Annotated in this window: 21 protein-coding genes; 18 read left to right on the plus strand and 3 right to left on the minus strand. The window is 65.1% G+C overall.

The genetic code is table 11. The annotated features are described in order from the left end of the window. Positions 1 to 54 precede the first annotated feature (54 nt). From pcaF to ACOOE1_RS01430, 4 genes are read left to right on the plus strand one after another with little or no spacing between them, the layout of a single operon-like run. Complete coding sequence (gene pcaF / locus ACOOE1_RS01415) at positions 55 to 1,263, plus strand: 3-oxoadipyl-CoA thiolase (RefSeq protein ID WP_420404560.1); 1,209 nt, start codon at positions 55 to 57, stop codon at positions 1,261 to 1,263. Between the two features lie 4 nt (positions 1,264 to 1,267). Then, entirely contained in the window at positions 1,268 to 2,776 is a 1,509-nt protein-coding gene (locus ACOOE1_RS01420; RefSeq protein WP_420404561.1) for a 3-hydroxyacyl-CoA dehydrogenase, read from the plus strand. Positions 2,777 to 2,794: 18 nt separating this feature from the next. Next, a complete protein-coding gene (locus tag ACOOE1_RS01425) occupies positions 2,795 to 3,082 on the plus strand; it encodes a hypothetical protein (RefSeq protein WP_420404562.1) in 288 nt (95 codons plus the stop codon). Positions 3,083 to 3,090: 8 nt separating this feature from the next. After that, entirely contained in the window at positions 3,091 to 3,489 is a 399-nt protein-coding gene (locus ACOOE1_RS01430; RefSeq protein WP_420404563.1) for a tautomerase family protein, read from the plus strand. On the opposite strand, the gene ACOOE1_RS01435 is transcribed toward ACOOE1_RS01430, so the two are convergent. Further along, on the minus strand, positions 3,490 to 4,131 hold the full coding sequence (locus ACOOE1_RS01435) for a hypothetical protein (protein ID WP_420404564.1): 642 nt from the start codon (positions 4,129 to 4,131) through the stop codon (positions 3,490 to 3,492). A gap of 393 nt (positions 4,132 to 4,524) precedes the next feature. On the opposite strand from ACOOE1_RS01435, the gene asnB reads away from it, so the two are divergent. Further along, positions 4,525 to 6,048: an asparagine synthase (glutamine-hydrolyzing) gene (gene asnB, locus ACOOE1_RS01440; RefSeq protein WP_420404565.1), complete on the plus strand. Its 1,524-nt coding sequence runs from the start codon at positions 4,525 to 4,527 to the stop codon at positions 6,046 to 6,048. 335 nt (positions 6,049 to 6,383) lie between these two features. Here asnB and ACOOE1_RS01445 read toward each other — a convergent pair whose 3' ends face one another. Continuing rightward, the gene (locus tag ACOOE1_RS01445) at positions 6,384 to 6,986 is read right to left on the minus strand and encodes a hypothetical protein (protein WP_420404566.1); all 603 of its coding nucleotides are present in this window, start codon (positions 6,984 to 6,986) and stop codon (positions 6,384 to 6,386) included. A 277-nt stretch (positions 6,987 to 7,263) separates the two neighbouring features. Here ACOOE1_RS01445 and ACOOE1_RS01450 point away from each other — a divergent pair, with 277 nt between their 5' ends. From ACOOE1_RS01450 to ACOOE1_RS01470, 5 genes are all read left to right on the plus strand, one after another. After that, entirely contained in the window at positions 7,264 to 8,571 is a 1,308-nt protein-coding gene (locus ACOOE1_RS01450) for a tetratricopeptide repeat protein (protein WP_420404567.1), read from the plus strand. Positions 8,572 to 8,627: 56 nt separating this feature from the next. Further along, positions 8,628 to 9,353 carry a class I SAM-dependent methyltransferase gene (locus ACOOE1_RS01455; RefSeq protein WP_420404568.1) on the plus strand — a complete coding sequence of 242 codons (726 nt, stop codon included), beginning with the start codon at positions 8,628 to 8,630 and terminating at the stop codon, positions 9,351 to 9,353. A 183-nt stretch (positions 9,354 to 9,536) separates the two neighbouring features. After that, complete coding sequence (locus ACOOE1_RS01460; RefSeq protein WP_420404569.1) at positions 9,537 to 10,067, plus strand: PAS domain-containing protein; 531 nt, start codon at positions 9,537 to 9,539, stop codon at positions 10,065 to 10,067. Between the two features lie 180 nt (positions 10,068 to 10,247). Continuing rightward, positions 10,248 to 10,736, plus strand: a complete 489-nt coding sequence (locus ACOOE1_RS01465; protein WP_420404570.1) for a PAS domain-containing protein — start codon at positions 10,248 to 10,250, stop codon at positions 10,734 to 10,736. Positions 10,737 to 10,811: 75 nt separating this feature from the next. Beyond that, positions 10,812 to 11,441 (plus strand): LysE family translocator, encoded by a 630-nt coding sequence (locus tag ACOOE1_RS01470; protein WP_420404571.1) that lies wholly within the window; start codon positions 10,812 to 10,814, stop codon positions 11,439 to 11,441. 213 nt (positions 11,442 to 11,654) lie between these two features. Here the strand turns inward: ACOOE1_RS01470 and ACOOE1_RS01475 are convergent, their stop codons facing one another. Further along, a complete protein-coding gene (locus tag ACOOE1_RS01475; protein WP_420404572.1) occupies positions 11,655 to 11,840 on the minus strand; it encodes a helix-turn-helix domain-containing protein in 186 nt (61 codons plus the stop codon). 174 nt (positions 11,841 to 12,014) lie between these two features. On the opposite strand from ACOOE1_RS01475, the gene ACOOE1_RS01480 reads away from it, so the two are divergent. The 8 genes from ACOOE1_RS01480 to ACOOE1_RS01515 all read left to right on the plus strand — a co-directional run bounded on the left by ACOOE1_RS01480 (position 12,015) and on the right by ACOOE1_RS01515 (position 17,799). Next, positions 12,015 to 12,548, plus strand: coding sequence for a sodium-dependent bicarbonate transport family permease (locus ACOOE1_RS01480; RefSeq protein WP_420404573.1), 534 nt, complete (start codon positions 12,015 to 12,017; stop codon positions 12,546 to 12,548). After that, positions 12,542 to 13,009, plus strand: coding sequence for a sodium-dependent bicarbonate transport family permease (locus ACOOE1_RS01485; RefSeq protein ID WP_420404574.1), 468 nt, complete (start codon positions 12,542 to 12,544; stop codon positions 13,007 to 13,009). The genes ACOOE1_RS01480 and ACOOE1_RS01485 overlap by 7 nt, the downstream gene beginning before the upstream one ends. Positions 13,010 to 13,029: 20 nt before the next feature. Next, the gene (locus tag ACOOE1_RS01490; protein ID WP_420404575.1) at positions 13,030 to 13,344 is read left to right on the plus strand and encodes a P-II family nitrogen regulator; all 315 of its coding nucleotides are present in this window, start codon (positions 13,030 to 13,032) and stop codon (positions 13,342 to 13,344) included. Between the two features lie 134 nt (positions 13,345 to 13,478). Further along, on the plus strand, positions 13,479 to 14,627 hold the full coding sequence (locus tag ACOOE1_RS01495) for a M14 family metallopeptidase (protein ID WP_420404576.1): 1,149 nt from the start codon (positions 13,479 to 13,481) through the stop codon (positions 14,625 to 14,627). Between the two features lie 4 nt (positions 14,628 to 14,631). Continuing rightward, positions 14,632 to 14,985, plus strand: a complete 354-nt coding sequence (locus tag ACOOE1_RS01500; RefSeq protein WP_420404577.1) for an arsenate reductase — start codon at positions 14,632 to 14,634, stop codon at positions 14,983 to 14,985. A 7-nt stretch (positions 14,986 to 14,992) separates the two neighbouring features. Next, on the plus strand, positions 14,993 to 16,111 hold the full coding sequence (locus tag ACOOE1_RS01505; RefSeq protein WP_420404578.1) for an NAD(P)/FAD-dependent oxidoreductase: 1,119 nt from the start codon (positions 14,993 to 14,995) through the stop codon (positions 16,109 to 16,111). Continuing rightward, complete coding sequence (locus tag ACOOE1_RS01510) at positions 16,092 to 16,409, plus strand: (2Fe-2S)-binding protein (RefSeq protein ID WP_420404579.1); 318 nt, start codon at positions 16,092 to 16,094, stop codon at positions 16,407 to 16,409. Before ACOOE1_RS01505 ends, ACOOE1_RS01510 begins: the two co-directional genes overlap by 20 nt. Continuing rightward, a complete protein-coding gene (locus tag ACOOE1_RS01515; protein ID WP_420404580.1) occupies positions 16,396 to 17,799 on the plus strand; it encodes an FAD-dependent oxidoreductase in 1,404 nt (467 codons plus the stop codon). Before ACOOE1_RS01510 ends, ACOOE1_RS01515 begins: the two co-directional genes overlap by 14 nt.

Consider the following 17,799-nt stretch of genomic DNA (forward strand, 5'->3'; position numbering starts at 1 on the left):
ACAATAAGCTGCGAAATTGAGTTTCGCAAAAAATCGACCTTGGGAGCCGCCATCATGACCGAAGCCTTCATCTGCGATGCCATACGCACCCCCATCGGCCGCTATGGCGGCGCGCTCTCGCCGGTGCGCGCGGACGATCTCGCGGCGCATCCGATCAAGAGCCTGATGGCGCGCAACGGCTCGGTCGACTGGAACGATCTCGACGACGTCTATTACGGCTGCGTCAACCAGGCCGGCGAGGACAACCGCAATGTCGCCCGCATGGCCCTGCTGCTCGCCGGCCTCTCGCCGGAAGTGCCGGGCGCGACGGTGAACCGGCTCTGCGCCTCGGGCATGGAGGCGGTGAACGCCGCGGCCCGCGCGATCCGCTCCGGCGAGGGCGATTTCTTCATTGCCGGCGGGGTCGAGAGCATGTCCCGCGCGCCCTTCGTCATGGGCAAGGCGACCAGCGCCTTCGACCGCAATGCCGAGATCTACGACACCACCATCGGCTGGCGCTTCGTCAATCCCGAGATGGAAGAGCAGTACGGCACCGACTCCATGCCGGAGACGGCGGAGAACGTGGCCGAGCAGTTCCAGATCAGCCGCGAGGACCAGGACGCCTTCGCGCTGCGCTCGCAGCAGCGCGCCGGCAGGGCGCTGGAGAACGGCCGTCTCGCCCGCGAGATCGCCTCCGTCGAGATCAAGGGCCGCAAGGGCCAGGTGACCGTGGTCGACACGGACGAGCATCCGCGTCCCTCCACCACGGCCGAAGCGCTCGCCAAGCTCGCCACCCCGTTCCGCAAGGAAGGCGGCTCCGTGACCGCGGGCAATGCCAGCGGCGTCAATGACGGCGCGGCGGCGATGATCGTCTGCTCCGAGGAGGCGGCCAGGCGCCACGGTCTCACCCCGCGCGCCCGCATCGTCACCGGCGCGGCGGCCGGCGTCGAGCCGCGGATCATGGGCGTCGGCCCGATCCCGGCCAGCCGCAAGGTGTTGGAACGCGCCGGCCTCAAGGTCGACGATCTCTCGGTGATGGAACTGAACGAGGCCTTCGCGGCCCAGGTGCTCGCCTCGCTGCGCGATCTCGGAATCGCCGACGACGACGAGCGGGTGAACCCGAACGGCGGCGCCATCGCGCTCGGCCATCCGCTCGGCGCCAGCGGCGCGCGTCTGATCCTGACCGCGACCGAGGAGCTGCAGGACAAGGGCGGCAAATACGCGCTCTGCACCATGTGCATCGGCGTCGGCCAGGGCATGGCGACCATCATCGAGAAGGTCTGATTTGATGAAATTCGATGCGGGAAAAGCCGGTCTCACCGTCGGTGTGATCGGGGCGGGCGCCATGGGGCAGGGGATCGTGCAGGTCTCCCTCCAGGGCGAGATGAAGGTCGTGCTCTATGACGCCAAGGACGGCGCTGCCGCGGCCGGCAAGGAACAGGTGGTGAAACGCCTGGAGCGGCTGGTCGAGAAGGGCAAGCTCTCGGCCGACGCCGTCGCCGCAATGGCGGCGCGGGTGACCGTCGCCTCCAGTCTCGCCGAGTTCAGGGACTGCGCCTGCGTGGTCGAGGCGATCTTCGAGAATCTCGAGGTGAAGCAGCAGGTCTTCTCCGAGCTCGAAGAGCATGTCGCCGAAGACTGCCTCCTGACCTCCAACACCTCCTCGCTGCCGATCGGCTCCATCGCCCGGGTCTGCAAGCATCCGGAACGGGTCGCCGGCTTCCATTTCTTCAATCCCGTGCCGCTGATGCGCCTGGTCGAGGTGATCCGCGGGCCGGGCACCGAGGAATGGGTGATGGACGGGCTCTGCGCGCTTGGCGAGCGCATGGGCCGCACGCCGGTGAAGGTGAAGGACGCGCCGGGCTTCCTGGTCAATTTCGGCGGCCGCGCCTTTACAACCGAAGGGCTCGCGGTGGTGCACGAGGGCGTGGCGACGCCGGCCGAGGTCGATGCGGTGATGCGCGATTGCGGGCATTTCCGCATGGGCCCGTTCCAGCTCATGGACCTGACCGGGATCGACGTGAACTATCCGGTCTCGCTGATCGTGCACGAGCAGTACAGCTACGATCCGCGCCTGCGCACCGTGCCGCTGCACAAGGCGCTCTACGATGCCGGCCGCTTCGGGCGGAAGACCGGGATCGGCCATTTCCGCTATGACGAGAAGGGCCAGGAGGTGAACCCGCCGAGCCCGGACCACGAGACCGCGGCCGCCCCGGCGGTGCAGGTCTACGTGGCCGCCGAGGCGCCGGAACTCGCCGACCTGCTGGCGGGCGTCGCCCTGGACGAGACCGACGACGGCTCCTCGCCGATCGTCGCCGCGCTGTTCGGCGAGGATTGCGCCACCTTCGCCAGCCGCATGGGCATCGACCATACCCGCCTCGTCGCCATCGACGTGACCGGCGACACCTCGAAGCGGGTGACGATCATGTCCGCGCCGGGGGCCTCGGAAGACGCGCGGGACGCGGTCTCGGCGGCCTTGCAGAAGAACGGCCGCAAGGTCACCGCGATCAGGGACAGCGCCGGCTTCATCGCCCAGCGCATCCGCGGCATGGTCGGCAATCTCGGCTGCGAGATGGCGCAGATCGGCATTGCCGATCCGGACAGCATCGATCTCGCCATGAAGCTCGGCCTCAACTATCCGCTCGGCCCGCTGGAGATCATTTCCGACCTCGGTGTGGAGCGTGCCTTCGCCATCATGGCGGCGATGCATGCCGTCAGCGGCGACGACCGATACCGGCCTAGCCTCTGGCTCCGCCGTCGGGCACAATTGGGCCTCGATATCAAGACACCCAATTGACGTGAGCGAGGGACTGCCATGAGCGGCGACGACAAGACCGGGACCGAGGAGCGCAAACCCTTCATCCTGGAGAGGCCGCTCTGGCGCGGCGTGTTCAACGGCGTCGTGCTCTGCCTGCTGATGCTCGGCGCCCAGGCCCAGGGCTGGCTCGGCCCGAGCTCCGAGGTGACCGGCGGAGACGTCTACCGCGCCGTGGTCTATGGCGTGGTGTTCGGCGCGGTCATCTATCTCTACGCGCTCTGGCGCCAGAAGCGGCAGGAGAAGGCGCGGGCCGCCGCCGCGGTCGAGACGCGCGACGACGACTGAGCCCGTCCATGGCGCAGTACAAGATCTACGGTGAGCGCGCCCATCTGGCGCGCCACCGCGCGCGCCTTTCCGACATCCTGCACGGCTGCTCGACCGACTTCCTGAAGCTCCCCGAAGACAAACGCTTCCACCGCTTCATCCCGCTGGACCCGGAGGATTTCATCCGCCCGGCGGACCGGACGTCTGCCTATACGGTGATCGAGATCTCCATGTTCGAGGGCAGGGCGCCGGAGACGAAGAAGGCGCTGCTGCACGCGATCATGGAACGGGTCCCGGCGGGGCTCGGCATCCCGGTCGGGGACGTGGAGATCACGATCTTCGAAACGCCGATGGTGAACTGGGGGATCCGGGGGAAGACGGGGGACGAGCTGGTGTTGGGGTATAGGGTGAAGCTTGGCGCTAAATAACTATATATCCCGAATGCCGCGAATCTTCGCTCCGCCATCTAGTTTTTCGAGCTCGATGTTAGACACGTGAGGCGAGTGATGTTTTATGAGGTTAAATAATTCTATCAAATTATTAGTGTGTTTCGCGAGCATTTCCAGAAAATGACTCAAGTATGTATGATTCAATTTATTTTTGTTGTGTTTAATGTCATCTATCCAGTGTTCTAAGACTATTCCTGATTCCATTATTTCGGCAAAAATTATCCATTCGTTGTGGTCAAAATGTTGGATGTGAATCGGGTGGTCGCGATGAATATTTGTCGACGAAAATTTGATCAGAACATTTTTTTGTCGTTCACTCATTTCTGGTTTGTCATTTCGCTCTTTTGTCGAATCGATGAATTCAGAAATTGATTTTGCGGCAGATTTGAGCGATCTGATGTTGGGTATTAAGTGCGCTAAGACAAGTCTGTAGGATTTTTCTCTATCCAGGTTTTTGGCTTTATTTGTTTGCCATGCGGCAATTGAATATGCGCCTATCACACCAAGTGCGGACCCAACTAATCCACCAGTCCAAGTTGGAATGTTGTTCAGTTCGCGCGATACAGTTGGGGACAGTAAAGCGGCTGTAGCTGCCGTAATCGCAACGAATGCGAAGAACATGAGCGCTACCCAGCAAAATAATATCGATTTATCAACATTCCTCATGGCTAATTAACCCCAATGAGCGTTTTGAAGATCGGTAGTGTGTACGCTGGATATACTGAGGGCGCGATTTAATTTTCCCGAAACTGAGGAGCATTTGCGCAGGTTAACGAGGTTCAATTAAGGGGACCAATTAAGGGGACACCAATTAAGGGGACACCAATTAAGGGGACACACGACTTAACTCCACACTGCGACCTGTGACCCCGGAATTAAAGGACAGGAATTAAAGGGAACACGAGACTTATTTGCCCTTCCCACCGAATCTCCCTCCTCTATGGTTGTACCGGGCATGCATCGCCGGGGCGGCGCACCGGATAGACAAGTCGGACAAAAGAGGGAGTTGGTTTCATGTGTGGTTTCGTATGTCTCTGGAACGCCGGGGACGAAGCGCTGGCGGACCGGATGATCCGGAGAATTGCGCACCGGGGGCCGGACGCGGTCGAGGTGGCGCGGCTGCCGGGCACGCAAACCGTCATGGCCCATTGCCGCCTCTCCATCATCGGCCCGGAGGACGGCAAGCAGCCGATCCACCAGACGAACGACCTGCTGGTCGCGAACGGCGAGATCTACAACCACCAGGACCTGCGCGCGATCCTCGGCGAGAGCGCGTTCGAGACCGCGAGCGACAGCGAGGCGATCCTGCATCTGTTCCGCTCCGGCGAAACCCGCTGGATCAGCAAGCTCGACGGCATGTTCGCCTTCGTCCTGGCGAGCCGGAGCCGGATCATCGCCGCGCGCGATCCGCTCGGCATCAAGCCGCTCTATGTCGCCCGGCTGAACGGCGGCTACGCCTTCGCTTCCGAGCTGAAGGCCTTCGACGGCATCGAGGTCACGGAGATCGAGGCGATCCCGCCAGGCTCGCTCTATGACAGCCGGGACGGCTGGCGGCAGTGGTACCGCACGCCCCAGGGCGCCGCGGAGGCGGAGCCGGACCTCGATATCGGCCGCACCGCGCGCGAGCTCCGGCTGGTGCTGGAAGAGGCGGTCGCGAAATGGATGGTCGCGGATGTCGAGGTCGGCGCCTTCCTCTCCGGCGGGCTGGACAGCTCGATCATCGCCGCGATCGGCCAGAAGGTGCGCCGTGGCGCCGGAAAGGGTCCGCTGAAGACCTTTTCCGTCGGCACGGAAGGCTCGCCCGACCTCACGGCTGCCCGCGCCGTCGCGGCCCATATCGGCTCCGACCACCGCGAATACGTCTTCACGGCAGAGGACGTCGCCGAGAACCTGCCGCACGTGATCTATCATCTGGAAAGCGCGGATGTGGATCTGGTGCGCAGCGCGGTGCCGACCCTGTTCGCCGCCCGCCTGGCCCGCCGCGAGGTCAAGGCGGTCCTGACCGGCGAGGGCGCCGACGAGCTCTTCGCCGGCTATGCCTATCATCACGGCTATGTCGACCAGCCCCGCGCGCTGGCGGACGAACTGACCCGCGCCCTCGGCACCATGCACAACATCAACCTGCAGCGGGTGGACCGGGTCACCATGGCGGAGAGCCTGGAGGCGCGCACCCCGTTCCTCGACCGCGACCTGATCGATTTCGCCCAGTCCATCCCGGCCGAGCTGAAACTCCGCCGCACCGACCCGAACGCGCTCGAATCCACCGGGCCGACCACGGAGAAATGGATCCTGCGCAAGAGCTGCGAGGACCTGCTGCCGGCGGATCTGGTCTGGCGCAAGAAGGCCCAGTTCGACGAGGGTTCCGGCACCGTCGACGCGCTCGACGGCGCGCTGCGGGGCCTTGTGGGCAAGGACGGTCCTGTCACCCGCGCCGAGGAGGGCCTGCTCTACGAGAAAATCCTGCGCAGCCGCTACGAGAACCCGGACCGCATCATCGAGAATGCGGGCACCTGGTCGGCGGACCGGGTCGCCGTCTGAACGGGAGAGCTAACCCGCGTAATTCGAGCCTTCCTCGTCGAGGATCGCCTTCATCTCGGCGAGGTGTCGCTCGTCCTGGCCCGGATAGCTTTCCAGCTCCCGCGCCGTCTTCTCCGCGATCTCGTCGGGAATGACCCGCTTAAACTACCTCAGCTCGACAGCTACCACACATATCCTCGATCTTAGGAAACCAACCCTCACCGTGCGAATACCTCTTAAGGGAATTAATGAGGGGGGAATTAAAGGGGACACGGAATTAAAGGCGGAATTAAAGGGGACACACGACTTAATTCTGGCCGCTATTCGTTACCCCGGCACTCCCTCCTTACCACCCGTCAGAACCTTCGCCTCACCCCCAGCGTAAGCACGTTCGAGCCTCCCGACTCCGCGAACAGGCCGTAGCCGGCGGAGCGGTGGTGCAGGCGGGCGACGCCGCTCCAGGGACTGTCCGGGAGGCCGAGCTCGAGTTCCGCGGTCCAGTAGAGCAGGAGTTGCTCGCTGCTGCCGTCCATCGCGACCTCGGCCGGCGGCAGGTCGGTAGCGTAGGAGGGGCCGATGCCGAAGGCGAGGCTGGTCGGCAGCCGGTCGTTCCAGGGAAAGGCGCGCCAGCGGGCATAGAGCGGGAGGTTGACCTCCCAGTGGGTCTGCTCGCCGAAATGCTTTGCCGCCTGCAGCTCGATCTCGAGCGCCCAGGCGGCCGTGCCGGCAAATTCGTACACGATCCCGGCGCCGGCGAGCCAGCTGTCGCGCAGGGAGACATCGTCGAGGGCGGCGATCTCGCGCCAGCCATTGTCGGTCATCCATCCGCCGAACAGGGTGACGGCATAGTCGCGCTCCCCGGTTTCCTCACCCCGGGCTGGACCGCCCGGCGCGGCGAGGAGGCCGGCGACGAGGGCGATGGCGGCCAGCACCGCCATGGCTCGGTGCGTTCCGGTCAAGCTGCTCCTCCACTTGCCGCGGCGCGCGGTGCCGGTGGGAGAATGCGGTGTCTCTCCATGATATGGGGGCGGCGCGGGCGGAGACCAGAGCCTCCGGCCGCAACAGTCCCCGGCCGCCTGTCGCGCGCAACCCCGGTTGAGACGCGCAAGGCGCGCGTGATAGAGATGGCCGGCGCGGCCTGAGGGCCGCAATGTCCGGCGCCGTGGCGCCCTTCGACGCGCCCCGGTCTCCGGCGGCGCCATTACTTCAGACAGTCGCCTGGGTGGTCGCCCGAACATGTCGCTGATCGAAAGAATTCTGGGCGGGGATCCGGAGGCGGTCGGGGAAGCCGAAACCCTGCTCCGGGACTTTCCCGATACGGAGAACGGCTTCGAGCTCCGCCGCGCCCTGGTGCGGAACTACATCAACTGGAAGGGCGCCCGCCGGGATGCCGGCGTCAATGACCTGGAGCGCGATTCCGAGGCCGCCCTCAGGCATATGCGGCTGCTGCACGCGGCCCACCCGGAGATCCACGGGCTGACCCACCAGTTCTCCTCCCTCCTGATCGAGACCGGCCGGCATGGCGAGGCGCTGCGGGTGCTCGAGGAGCTTCTGGAGGCGGTGCCGGCGAAGTCCCTCGGCCTCCGGATGACGATCCTCGACTCGATCGCGCGGGTGCATGCCGTGCAGGGCCGGTCCGGCCGGGCCGCCGCCTTGTTCGAAGAGATCTTCTCGACCGCGCTGGCCGCGTGCGGGCCCGTTCTGGACGAGAACCAGCAGACCTTCTTCGGCTCGGTGCTCGCGCGTCTGGCGCGGATCCGCGTCAATGCCGGCGACCATGCGGAGGCGGTGCGGGTGATCGAGGACTTCCCGCACAAGATCGACCTCGCACCGCTCAACAACACCCTGAACCGGGCCCGCGCGCTGCTGCGGGACGGACTGCCGTCGCAAGGCCCGGACGCCCGGCCGGTCGATCTGGACCAGCTGACCGTCGCCTGCGTCAAGCACGGCACGAAATACGGGGCGGACTATGTCAATCGCCTCTACGCGATGGTGCGCCGCCATCTGCCGGGGGACTGGCGCTTCGTCTGCCTGACCGACGATGCCGAGGGCCTGCGCCCGGAGATCGGCGTTATCGATATCTCGGACAGGCCGCTGCAGGGATGGTGGGCGAAGCTGGCCCTGTTCGATCCGCAGACACCGTTCGCCGACCGGACGATCTTCTATCTCGACCTCGACACGGTCGTGGTCGGGGATCTCGGCTTCATCGCGGACCTGAAAGCGGGTTTCCACATTCTCGAGCATTCCTTCAATCCCGGCTTCAATTCCTCCGTCATGCTGTTCGACCGGGCTTTCGCCGCGCCGGTGCATGACCGCTTCACCCGGAGCGCGCTCGACCGGCTGACCGGCGACCAGGACTGGATCGAGGAATGCCTGCCCGGGATCGATATCTTCCCGCGGAGCCCCGTCCGCATCTACAAGTCGCTCGAACCGGACCTCGACTCGGCGGGGCTGGCCCGGACCGGTGCGAGGATCGTAACCTTCCCGACCGTGCCGAAGCCACACCAGGTCCGGTCCGGATGGGTGCCCGAGCACTGGCGCTAGGCACGCGGGTTTGCCCGGACGATGCTGCCGTTCCGTATTCTGCCATCGAGGCTGCGATGCTGATTACCCCCCTGACGCGCGCGAAGCTCGTCGAACTGCTGCCCGAGAGCCTGGAGATTGCCGAGATCGGCGTCGCATCCGGCGAATTCTCGCGCAGGATCCTCGAGGGCTGCAAGCCGCGCCGGCTGCGGATGATCGATGCCTGGGCGCATCAGGATGTCGCGCATCTGAAGCCGGACTCGAACAATCCGGAGCAGGCGGTCCAGGATTCCCGCCACGCGCAGGTCCTGCAGGATTTCGCTCCGGAGATCGCCTCGGGACGGGTCGTGGTCGAGCGGGCGTTCTCGCATGTCGCGGCGGAGCGTATCGCCGATGGCTCGCTCGATGTGGTCTATATCGACGCCGACCATTCCTACGACGCGGTGATGCGGGACCTGGCCTGCTACGCGCCGAAAGTCGCGCCCGGCGGACTGGTCATGGGCCATGACTACACGCTCCATCCGAGGGTCGAGTTCGGCGTGGTGCGGGCGGTGAACGATTTCGTGCTGGCGAACGGATACACGTTCCTGGCTCTCACGACCGGCGAGAACTTCCCGAGCTGGGCCATCGCCGCCGGGCTGCAGGGCACGGCGGGAGTCTTCATGGAGCGGATCGCCAGTCGCGTCCGCAATGTGGTCGAAGTGACGGGCTACCCCGAGGACATTGCCTTCGAGCCGAAATATGTCCGGCATGAAACCAAAGGAGTTCAATTCGTGCCGAGCTTCTCCGCGATCAGGAAATAGACAGGCATGGTGCCCGGTGTGATCGCCAGTTTATTCAGGGCTGCTTAACCTTTCGCGACTAGACTGGGAGAACCGGAGCGGCCGTGGCCGGAATCCGGCTCGTTTTGCCCGTGATATGCAGAGTGTTCGCCGCCGGTCATGACCAGTTCCGAGAGTTTCTGCCCACCTCCGGATCGGGCCCCGATGTGCCCGCAGCTCCCGACGGCGTCCGCGCCGGTGCTGGCCTTGTTCGAGCACTGGATGAGCCTCTGGTCGCCGGGAACGGTGCCGCTGCGCAGACGGATCGACCCGACCGCCTTTCCCACGGCATTGCCCCACAGCTGGATCTATCGCTACGAGGCCGATGGCGACTTTCGTTGCGTGCTCGCCGGTGAAATGATCAATGCCGCCTGGGGCCGGAGCATCAAGGGGATGACCTCGCGGGAGATCATTGGCGACGATCACGAGGAGGCCCATCCGCGCTGGCTTACCGTGATCAACCGGCCGGCGATCCTCTATCTCACGCAGTCCGAACTCAGAATGCCGAAGAAGTCGGAGCGCCTTGTCCTGCCGGTGGCGGAACACGACGGCTCGATCCGCGCCGTGCTCGGCATTTCGTGCTACACGACACTGTTCGAGGAGAGGGCGGAATCGCCACGCGCCAGGCCGGGTACGCCCCACTTCTGGGACGCGCTGACGCTGGCGCCGTTCGAGGGAGGTCTCCCCGGTGCCTAGCCGCGTTCGGCAACAGTCCGGCCCGCGGCCTGGTTTGCCGCCGGCCCGGAACTCGGATATCGTGGCTATCCTCCTGATGTAGCGTGGTTCCGGTCGATAAATCGTTGCTGGATTGTTCCCGACATAGCGGATTGCCGTTGACGGCCTGCCGCCTCCGTCAGTGCGGGGGGAGGGGCTGAATTGTCGAAATCCGATATCGTCTCCGAAGAAGATGTCACCAGCCCGCTCGTCCGCTCCTTTCACCGATTCTGGAAAGACTGCCGGAAGGGGTCCCCCATTCCGGACCGTGCGCATTTCACTCCGGAGAGCCTGTGGCCCTGGATCGGCCGTGTGCTGATCGTCGACGTGGTGGACGGCGGACGGGATTTCTTCCACCGCATCGTCGGCACCGAGATCGTCACCGCGGTCGGCCGCGACCTGACGCGGAAATACGTTTCCGAATGCGATTATCAGATCGGCACCGAAGCGATGCTGGCGCGCTATCGCGAGACCGCGGCGCGCGCGATGCCGACTTTCCGCAAGGGCTTGATGATCTGGGCCTTCGACCGCACCTGGATCGCCTTCGAGTCGGTGACTGCGCCGATGGGATGCGGCAGCGCCGGGGTGGACCAGCTGATCACGGTCATCGACCACCCCTCCCTGCCGGCTGCCCAGGGACGGGTTTCCTGAGCCGGCGAGGTTCCCCGGCGGACCGGAGGCGGCTAGTCTGTCTGCATTGGTCCGCATGATGACAGGAGGAATTTCATGACCCTCTTCGGCGCCTTCACGCTTTTCCTCGTCCTCGCGGCGATGGCGGCGCTTCCCAGTTCCAGCGTCGCGCTCGTCGTCGCGCGATCGGCGATGTCGGGCGTGCCGCACGGGCTCGCGGTGGCCGTCGGCATCGTTGCAGGCGACCTCGTCTTCATCGCGCTGGCGGTGCTCGGCATGGCGGCGCTGGCGGCCGAGCTCGGCGCGCTCTTCGCGCTGATCCGCTACGCGGCGGCAGCCTATCTCGTCTGGTTCGGACTATCCCTGATCCGCGCCCAGCTCCGGGCCGCGCCCGAGCAAGAGGCGGCGGACCCGAAGACCGCGCGCGGCGGACTGACCGGAAGCTTCATGGCCGGCCTGCTGCTGACCATGGGCGACGTCAAGGCGATCCTGTTCTATGCGAGCCTGCTGCCGACCTTCGTCGATCTCGCCAGCCTTTCCGGAGCCGATGTCGCGCTGCTTTCGCTCATCGCGGTGCTGTCCGTCGGGGGCGTGAAGGTGGTCTATGTCTTTGCCGCACAGCGGCTGGCGGCACGGGCGACCGGATTCGCCTATCTTCGGCAGGCGAAGATTCTTGCGGGCGGGGTGTTCGTTGCGATCGGCGGGGTTCTCGCGGTGAAGGGATAGCCTCGCCAAATCCAGATCCCGAAGAGATCGACCGCAATGACGGGGGCATCAGGGGGCGTGCTCAGGACCGGCACCGGCCGCACGCCTTGAAGAGTTCCCTGTTGCTGCACCGATCCACACAAGAGGCCGCGGATCTGACGCAGATGCGGGCCACGCGAACGGTTTGCGGAGTTCTTGATCCCCGGGGCTCCGGGTTCGCGTGAAAGAGTCCGCTCAGGCCTCCGGCTTGTTGGCGTGGGCGTTGAGGTAGGCTTCGAGGTCCTTCACCGCGACGCGCCAGTCGCGGCCCATCTTGATCGCGCGCAGCTCGCCGTCGCGGATCCAGTTGCGAACCGTGCTTTCCTTCATTTTCAGGAGGTCTGCGACCTCGTGGATCGTGAGAAGAGGTTTGCTCAGCATGATCTGACCCGGTTCGAATTGGGTGTTTTTATCATTATATATCTGTTTATTGAATTTTGGATGCTTTGTTGTAAATATATTGGAGTTTTTGGTGTTTCTATCATCGGGCCATCATAAGTCATTCCCACTTGCCCCGGTTCGGTGAGCGACCGCGGCCTTTCTTATTGAAGTGTCATGGATTTCAACAGCATCGTCACTCTCGCCGCCAGTACCCTCGGGTCCCCGGTGGTCCTGTTCTTTATCCTCGGCTTCCTGGCGGCGCTCGCGCGCGTCGACCTGTCCCTGCCGCAACCGGTCGCCAAGACCATCGCGCTCTACCTGATGCTGGCGATCGGCTTCAAGGGCGGGGCCGGGCTGGCTGAGAGCGGTGCCGGGGCGGCGAGCGTGATGCCGCTGCTGGTCGGGATTGTCTTCAGCGGCCTGTTTCCCTTGCTGGCATTCGGCGCGCTTCGGGTCGCGAGCGGGCTCGGCCGCACCGACGCCGCGGCGGTCGCGGCGCATTACGGCTCCATCAGCATCGTCACCTTCCTGACCGCGACCCAGGTTCTTGCGGACCGGGGCGACAGCGCCGAGGGGATCCTGGTCGCGGTAGCCGCGGCGATGGAGGCACCTGCCATTGTTGCCGGACTCTGGCCGGACGGGCGGCGAAGGAGGCAGGCGCGCCGGCGACCGGACGCCCCTCGCTCTCGGCGCGCGAGGCGGTGCTGAACTCCTCGGTCGTCGTGCTGCTCGGCGCGCTCGCGATCGGCTGGTTCACCGGCTCGGAGGGACTCGCCGACATCAAGCCCTTCGTGGTCGATCCGTTCAAGGGCGTGCTCTGCCTCTTCCTGCTCGACATGGGAGCGGTTGCGGGGCGGGGTTTGCTGCAGAACCGGTCGGCGATCGACCGGGGCACGGTGCTGTTCGGTCTCTACATGCCATTGGTCGGCGCGGCGCTGATGGCTGCCGCGGTGTGGCCGCTGGAGCTCTCCCCGGCGGGCAAGGCGCTGATGATGGTCCTGGCTGCGAGTGCCTCCTACATCGCGGTACCGGCGGCAATGCGTCTGGCCCTCCCTGAGGCCAAGCCGGTGATCTATACGACGCTGTCGCTCGGCATTACCTTTCCCTTCAATGTCGTGATCGGCATTCCGGTCTACATTGCCGCCGCGTTCGCGCTCTTCACGCCTTGAGCCGACATTTGGAGACAGTCATGCAGACGCATCCGAAAGTCCGCCTGGACATTCTGATTGAACAACTGGCCGTTCCCCGCCTGGAGGCCCTTCTCGAGGAACTTCCGGGCGTGCACGGCTATACCGTCCTGCCCGTGCATGGTGGCAGTGGTCTGAACGGCGGCTGGACGCGCGACGGCCAGATCGCCGGCGCCGAGGGCATGATGATGATCTGGTGCATCCTGGACGGGCAGCACAAGGACGAGGTCCTGGGATCGCTGTTCCCGTTCGTAAATGCGCGCTCCGGACTGATTTCTGTCTCGAACGTGGAGGTGGTGCGCGCGGAGCGCTTCTGAGCCCTGCGCTGCGCCCGGCGCTCAAGACACTCTTTCCGCACTCCTCTCTGGTGCGGAAAGCCCGCCGCGCGTAGTCTCCCGGAAACCGGTCATTCGCACCGAGCCGTCACCGCCGATCACCTCCGGGAGTTCCAATGTTACGTATCGATGCTGCCTTCGACAGCGGCAATATCGAGGTCGTCTCGTTCGAGGATCCGAACGACATCCAGCTCCGCATCGTCAAGGATCACCTCTCCGACTTTTACCAGTGGTTCCATTTCCGCCTTTCCGGCGCGAACGGGCGCGGCGTGACCATGCGGATCCTGAACGCGAGCGGGTCGAGCTATCCGAAGGGCTGGGAGAATTACCGTGCCTGTGCCTCCTACGACCGGGAGTCCTGGTTCCGGGTACCGACCTCCTATGACGGCACCGAGCTGACTATCCGCCATGTGCCGGAGGCGGATTATGTCTGGTACGCCTATTTCCAGCCCTATTCGATGGAGCGGCATCAGGACCTGATCGCCGCCGCGCAGGGTTCCCCGCGCTGTGCTGTCGAGGTGATCGGCCAGACCCACGATCAGCAGACCATCGACCTGCTGACCATCGGGACCCCGTCGGACGGGAAGAAGAAGCTCTGGGTCTTCGCGCGCCAGCACCCGGGCGAGCCTATGGCGGAATGGTACATGGAAGGTTTCATCGAGCGTCTGCTCGACCCCGCCGACGGCGCCAGCCGGGGACTGCTGGAAAAGGCGGTGGTCTACGCGGTGCCGAACATGAACCCGGACGGCAGCCGGCGCGGGCATCTCAGGACCAACGCGCTCGGGGTGAACCTGAACCGGGAATGGGCGGAGCCGAGCCCGGATAAGAGCCCGGAGGTCCTGTGTGTGCTGGAGGCCATGGCGGCGCGCGGCATCGACCTCTCCTTCGACGTGCACGGGGATGAGGCGATTCCCTACAATTTCATCGCCGGAAGCTATGGCGTGCCGGGGATTTCCGAGGCGCATGTTACGATGCTCGACCGGTTCCAGGCGACCTATGCGGCGATGAACCCGGATTTCCAGACGGCGCACGGCTATCCGAAACCGGCGCCGGGCAAGGGAAATCTCACCACCTCGACTGGGCATATCGCCAACGGCCTCGGCGCGTTTTCGATGACGCTGGAAATGCCGTTCAAGGATGCCGACAACCAGCCGGACCCGGTGCATGGCTGGGACGGGGAGCGCTCGAAGACCCTCGGCCGCAGCCTGGTGGACGTCCTGCTTGCGACGGTGGATGACCTGCCGGCGCCGATGGAAAGGAACTGAGGCGATGATTACGGTCTATGGCATTCCGAATTGCGACACGGTGAAGAAAGCCCGTAAGTGGTTGGATTCGCGCGGCGTCACCTACAGCTTCCATGATTTCAAGAAAGGCGGGCTGACACCCGAGCGCGCGGCGGACTGGATCGCCGAACTCGGCGTCGAGAAGGTGGTGAACAAGCGCGGCACGACCTGGAAGAAACTCGATCCGGCAATTCAGGAAAGTGTGACCGACACGACGGCCCCGGCGCTGCTGGCGAGCCAGCCCTCGCTGGTGAAGCGGCCGGTTATCGATCTTGGCGAGATCCGCGTGATCGGGTTCGACAAATCGGTCCAGGCCGACCTCGAAGCGCTGCTCGACTGAGGGCGATATGACTGAGGCCAGCGACGTCATCGTGGTCGGCGGCGGGCTTGTCGGCGCGGCGGTGGCCTACGGTCTCGCCCGCGAGGGCGCCTCTGTCATAATGCTTGATGAAGGCGATGTCGCGCTGCGCGCCTCACGCGGAAATTTCGGCCTTGTCTGGGTGCAGGGCAAGGGCGACGGGATGCATGAATATGCGAGCTGGACACGCCGCTCGAAGGAGCTCTACCGAGGCTTTGCCGAGGATATAAGCGGGTGCGACGGGACCGATGTCGAACTGAGACAGGAAGGCGGGCTTGAGCTCTGTCTCGGCGAGGACGAGTTCCGTGCAAACGCGGAAGAGATTCGCCGCATGCAGGGTCAGCCCGGCGTCGGCGAGAACGACCGGGTGATGCTGGGTCGCGAAGAGGTTCTGAAGATGATGCCGCTGGTCGGTCCCGAGGTGACCGGCGCCAGCTATTCCCCGCATGACGGTCATGTGAACCCGCTCTACCTGCTGCGCGGCCTGCATGGCGGCGCACAGGCGCTCGGCGCGCGCTATGTCAGCGGCGCGCAGGCCCGGAAGATCGAAAAGGACGGGGAGGGGTTCAGCGTGTCGACCAGGGCGGGGACCTTTCGCGGCGGCAAGGTGGTGATCGCCGCCGGACTCGCCAACAAGTGGCTGGCCGAGATGGTCGGGCTCGCGATCCCGGTCTCCCCGAACCGCGGTCACATCCTGATCACCGAGCGGATGCAGCCGGTGATCCCGATGCTTCTTGTGAATGCGCGGCAGACTGCCGACGGTACGATCAATTTCGGCAATTCCAAAGAGGATGCCGGCTACAGCACGCGGATCAACCCGGCCAAGCTCGGTGAGATCGCCCGCTCGATCATCCGCTGTTTCCCGATCCTCAAAGATGCCCGCATCGTCCGGACCTGGAGCGCACTCCGGGTGATGTCGCCGGACGGTTTCCCGATCTACCGGGAGAGCGAGCACATGCCCGGCGCCTTCAGCCTCTCCTGCCACAGCGGTGTCACGCTCGCCGCCGCCCATGCGCTGGAGTTGGCGCCGGTCATTCTGCGCGGCGGCTTCAACACGCGCTTTGCCGCTTTCTCGCCGGGGAGGTTCGATGCTGCGCCGGCTGCCTGAACAGAACGGACGGACGGTGCGCTTCCTGTTCGAAGGCGAGCAGGTGAGCGCGTTGGAAGGCGACAGCGTCGCGGCGGCGATTCTGGCGGCGGGAGCCGGATCCTCGCGCACGACCCCGAAGAGCGGAACGGCCCGCGCGCCCTATTGCATGATGGGTGTCTGTTTCGAGTGCCTGGTCGAGATCGACGGCGTGCCGAACCGGCAGGCCTGCCTGATCGAGGTGCGGGACGGCATGCGGGTGCGCCGCCAGCGTGGCGCACCCGGGCTGCCGGGGGAGGCGGACGATGATGCGGTTTGACCTTGCCATTATCGGGGCCGGTCCGGCGGGGATGTCGGCGGCGGTCACGGCGCGCGAGAGCGGACTTTCGGTTCTCGTGGTGGACGAGCAGCCGACGCCCGGCGGTCAGATCTGGCGCGCGATCGGGCGGAACGCGGAGGCCCGGCGCGACAATCTCGATTTCCTCGGCGAGGATTACGCCAAAGGAGCGGATCTTGCCGCGCGTTTCGAGGCCTCGGGCGCGCAGTTCTGGCCGAGCGCCTCCGTCTGGCACGTCGACAGTCCGGACGAGGGCGACAAGAGCGTGACGGTTGCCTGGGACGGAGTGACCCGGCAGGTTGCGGCACGTTCCCTGCTGATCGCCACCGGCGCAATGGAACGCCCGGTCCCGGTTCCCGGATGGACGCTACCGGGGGTTATGACGGTCGGCGCGGCGCAGACGTTGCTGAAGAGCTCCGGGCTCTATCCGGAGGCGCCCTTGGTGCTTGCCGGGAGCGGTCCCTTGCTGCTGCTATTCGCGGCCCAGTGCACCGCGGCCGGGATCGAGATTGCCGCTGTGCTTGAAACAACGCCGCCGGGAGCCTACTTGCGCGGATTGCCGCATATTCCAGGCGCGCTGCTGGGCTGGCGTACGCTGCTCAAGGGCCATCGGCTGAAGCGTCAGTTGGCGGCGTCCGGGATTCCGGTTCACCGGGCTGTGACCGATATCGAAGCACGGGGCGCCGAGCGTCTGCAGAGCGTCCGCTTCCGGAGTGCGGGGGAGGCGGTGGAGCTGGAGGCCGCTCACCTGTTGTTGCACGAAGGCGTGGTTCCGAACCCGCAATTGACCAGGCTGCTGCGCTGCGATCATCACTGGGATCCCGCGCAGCGCTGTTTCCGTCCGGATCTGAGCGACCGTGGCGAGACCAGCGTCGAGAATGTCTTCGTCGCCGGCGACGGGGGCGGGATCGGCGGCGCCATGGCGGCCGTCCATTCCGGGCGCATCGCCGCGCTCGAGATCGCCGAGCGTTCCGGTTCGGTCAACCGGCCTTCGGGCGACGTCGAGATCGTCAAGGCGCGGGACGAACTGCGCGCGGAGCTCGCGGTCCGGCCCCTGCTGGATGCGATGTTTCCGCCGCCGGACTGGATCGCCCGTCTCGACGGCGATCTCACGGTCTGCCGCTGCGAGGAGGTGAGTGCCGCCGCGCTCCGCAAGGCGGCCGCTCTCGGCGCACCGGGGCCGAATCAGACGAAAGCGTTCCTGCGCGCCGGCATGGGGCCCTGCCAGGGACGCTTGTGCGGTCTTGCCGTCACCGAGATTCTTGCTGATGCGCTGGGCAAGAGCCCGGAAGAGGTCGGCTACTACCGGATCCGTCCTCCTATCAAGCCGGTCACGCTTGGTGAACTGGCGGCATTGGACGGATCGGACTGA

It is taken from the genome of Nisaea sp. (genome assembly GCF_965216895.1).
GTDB lineage: Bacteria > Pseudomonadota > Alphaproteobacteria > Thalassobaculales > Thalassobaculaceae > Nisaea.

Coding starts and splice junctions, on each gene's coding strand:
- ACOOE1_RS01510 (WP_420404579.1), top strand. CDS start 16,092: ATGCTGCGCCGGCTGCCTGAACAGAACGGACGGACGGTGCGCTTCCTG.
- ACOOE1_RS01495 (WP_420404576.1), top strand. CDS start 13,479: ATGTTACGTATCGATGCTGCCTTCGACAGCGGCAATATCGAGGTCGTC.
- ACOOE1_RS01460 (WP_420404569.1), top strand. CDS start 9,537: ATGTGCCCGCAGCTCCCGACGGCGTCCGCGCCGGTGCTGGCCTTGTTC.
- ACOOE1_RS01490 (WP_420404575.1), top strand. CDS start 13,030: ATGCAGACGCATCCGAAAGTCCGCCTGGACATTCTGATTGAACAACTG.
- ACOOE1_RS01515 (WP_420404580.1), top strand. CDS start 16,396: ATGATGCGGTTTGACCTTGCCATTATCGGGGCCGGTCCGGCGGGGATG.
- ACOOE1_RS01450 (WP_420404567.1), top strand. CDS start 7,264: ATGTCGCTGATCGAAAGAATTCTGGGCGGGGATCCGGAGGCGGTCGGG.
- ACOOE1_RS01435 (WP_420404564.1), bottom strand. CDS start 4,131: ATGTTCTTCGCATTCGTTGCGATTACGGCAGCTACAGCCGCTTTACTG.
- ACOOE1_RS01455 (WP_420404568.1), top strand. CDS start 8,628: ATGCTGATTACCCCCCTGACGCGCGCGAAGCTCGTCGAACTGCTGCCC.
- ACOOE1_RS01500 (WP_420404577.1), top strand. CDS start 14,632: ATGATTACGGTCTATGGCATTCCGAATTGCGACACGGTGAAGAAAGCC.
- ACOOE1_RS01425 (WP_420404562.1), top strand. CDS start 2,795: ATGAGCGGCGACGACAAGACCGGGACCGAGGAGCGCAAACCCTTCATC.
- ACOOE1_RS01430 (WP_420404563.1), top strand. CDS start 3,091: ATGGCGCAGTACAAGATCTACGGTGAGCGCGCCCATCTGGCGCGCCAC.
- ACOOE1_RS01470 (WP_420404571.1), top strand. CDS start 10,812: ATGACCCTCTTCGGCGCCTTCACGCTTTTCCTCGTCCTCGCGGCGATG.
- asnB (WP_420404565.1), top strand. CDS start 4,525: ATGTGTGGTTTCGTATGTCTCTGGAACGCCGGGGACGAAGCGCTGGCG.
- ACOOE1_RS01475 (WP_420404572.1), bottom strand. CDS start 11,840: ATGCTGAGCAAACCTCTTCTCACGATCCACGAGGTCGCAGACCTCCTG.
- ACOOE1_RS01420 (WP_420404561.1), top strand. CDS start 1,268: ATGAAATTCGATGCGGGAAAAGCCGGTCTCACCGTCGGTGTGATCGGG.
- ACOOE1_RS01505 (WP_420404578.1), top strand. CDS start 14,993: ATGACTGAGGCCAGCGACGTCATCGTGGTCGGCGGCGGGCTTGTCGGC.
- pcaF (WP_420404560.1), top strand. CDS start 55: ATGACCGAAGCCTTCATCTGCGATGCCATACGCACCCCCATCGGCCGC.
- ACOOE1_RS01480 (WP_420404573.1), top strand. CDS start 12,015: ATGGATTTCAACAGCATCGTCACTCTCGCCGCCAGTACCCTCGGGTCC.